This is a genomic window from Caldicellulosiruptoraceae bacterium PP1 (assembly GCA_041320695.1).
Lineage (GTDB): Bacteria > Bacillota > Thermoanaerobacteria > Caldicellulosiruptorales > Caldicellulosiruptoraceae > JBGGOQ01.
In genome coordinates, this window is the sequence record JBGGOQ010000027.1 from 1 (window position 1) to 2688 (window position 2688).

Genomic DNA, 2688 nt, shown 5'->3' on the forward strand with positions numbered 1-2688 from the left:
GAAATATAGTCTGTGGGTCAAGCGAAGAAGAGCACAGGGAGGATGCCCTGGCACCGGAGCCGAAGAAGGACGTGGTAAGCTGCGAAAAGCCACGGGGAGCCGCAAACAGGCGAAGATCCGTGGATATCCGAATGGGGGAACCCGCTAGGAAGGAGTCCTAGCATCACATACTGAACACATAGGTATGTGAGGGGAGACCGGGGGAACTGAAACATCTAAGTACCCCGAGGAGAAGAAATCAAACGAGATTCCCAAAGTAGCGGCGAGCGAAATGGGAGGAGCCCAAACCCATGTATGCAGCGATGTATATATGGGGGTAGAAGGACAAGCGAAGTAGTGTAATATATAATAGACGAACTGTCTGGGAAGGCAGACCGGAGAAGGTGAGAGTCCTGTAGTTGAAATTATGTATTACATGAAGCTTGAATCCTGAGTAGCACCAGTGCCGAGGAAGCTGGTGTGAAGCAGGGGGGACCACCCTCCAAGGCTAAATACTCCTGGTGACCGATAGAGAACTAGTACCGTGAGGGAAAGGTGAAAAGAACCCCGGGAGGGGAGTGAAATAGAACCTGAAACCCTGTGCTTACAAGCAGACGGAGCGGGGGAAACTCCGTGACGTTGTACTTATTGAAGAACGGTCCGGCGAGTTACTTATGCAAGCGAGGCTAAGATGCGAGAGAGCATTGGAGTCGGAGGGAAACCGAGTCTGAATAGGGCGGATATAGTTTGCATAAGTAGACCCGAAACCGGGTGATCTATCCTTGTCCAGGGTGAAGTGTGGGTGAGACCACATGGAGGCCCGAACCGGTTGTCGTTGAAAAGGCATCGGATGAGGTGAGGATAGAGGAGAAATTCCAATCGAACCCGGAGATAGCTGGTTCTTCCCGAAATAGCTTTAGGGCTAGCCTCAAGGGGTAGCCACTGGAGGTAGAGCACTGAATGGGCTAGGGGCGCAAAAACGTTACCGAACCCTATCAAACTCCGAATGCTGGTGGTGGAAACCTTGGGAGTCAGACTACGAGCGATAAGGTCCGTGGTCGAGAGGGGGACAGCCCAGACCGCCTGCTAAGGTCCCAAAGTGTAACTAAGTGTAAAAAGGATGTTTAACTGCGAAGACAACCAGGAGGTTGGCTTAGAAGCAGCCACACCTTAAAAGAGTGCGTAATAGCTCACTGGTCGAGTGGTTAAGCGCCGAAAATACTCGGGGCTAAGTTACACACCGAAGCAGCGGAAACAGGGAACTGTTTGGTAGGGAAGCATTCTGCGGTAGGGAGAAGGATAAGGCGGAAGCCGATCTGGACGAGGCAGAAGAGAGAATGCCGGAATAAGTAGCGAGAGGTTGGTGAGAAACCAACCCGTCGGAAGCCCAAGGGTTTCTGGGGAAGGCACATCCACCCAGAGTTAGTCGGGGCCTAAGGCGAGGCCGGGAGGCGTAGCTGATGGGAAACAGGTAGACAGTCCTGTACCACCTACTGGAGGTAAACCTATAAGGCGGGACGCAGGAGGACTAGGCAACCGAGCTGTTGGTATAGCTCGGCCAAGCGTCAAGCGAGCGTATGCAGGGAAATCCACATACGTGAAGAAGTGAGGCGTGAAGGGGAGCCGAAATAAGAGTAGGCGAAGTGCTGGGGTTCACACTGCCAAGAAAAGCGTCGTATAGGCGAAAGTAGGTGCCCGTACTGGAAACCGACACAGGTGGGCGAGGAGAGAATCCACAGACGGACGGGAGAAGCATTGCTAAGGAACTCGGCAAAATGACCTCGTAACTTCGGGAGAAGGGGTGCCCTACGTTGAAGTAGGGTCGCAGAGAATAGGCCCAAGCGACTGTTTAACAAAAACACAGGTCTCTGCGAAGCCGGAAGGCGAAGTATAGGGGCTGACGCCTGCCCGGTGCTGGAAGGTTAAGGGGAGAGGTTAGTGACGAAAGTTGCGAAGCTTTGAACCGAAGCCCCAGTGAACGGCGGCTGTAACTATAACAGTCCTAAGGTAGCGAAATTCCTTGTCGGGTAAGTTCCGACCCGCACGAATGGCGTAACGACTTGGGCGCTGTCTTGGCAATGCACCCGGCGAAATTGTAGTACCAGTGAAGATGCTGGTTACCTGCGATTGGACAGAAAGACCCCATGGAGCTTTACTGTAGCTTGGCACTGTGTTTTGGCATATCTTGTACAGGATAGGTGGGAGGCGAAGAAGCTATGACGCCAGTCATAGTGGAGCCGACGGTGGGATACCACTCTGGATATACCGAAATACTAACCATGCACTCTGGAGCGAGTGATGGGACACTGCCAGGTGGGCAGTTTGACTGGGGCGGTCGCCTCCAAAAGAGTAACGGAGGCGCCCAAAGGTCACCTCAGCACGGATGGAAATCGTGCGGTGGGAGTGCAAAGGCGAGAAGGTGGCTTGACTGTGAGATAGACATATCGAACAGGGACGAAAGTCGGGCTTAGTGATCCGGCGGCATTAAGTGGGAGAGCCGTCGCTCAACGGATAAAAGTTACCCTGGGGATAACAGGCTGATCTCCCCCGAGAGTCCACATCGACGGGGAGGTTTGGCACCTCGATGTCGGCTCATCGCATCCTGGGGCTGAAGTAGGTCCCAAGGGTTGGGCTGTTCGCCCATTAAAGCGGTACGTGAGCTGGGTTCAGAACGTCGTGAGACAGTTCGGTCCTTATCCGTCGCAGGCG

1 rRNA gene is annotated in these 2688 nt (G+C 53.7%); it reads left to right on the forward strand.

Annotated features, from left to right (window positions below):
- Positions 1-15: 15 nt before the first annotated feature.
- Positions 16-2688, forward strand: a 23S ribosomal RNA gene (locus tag ACAG39_12400); the annotation flags it as partial.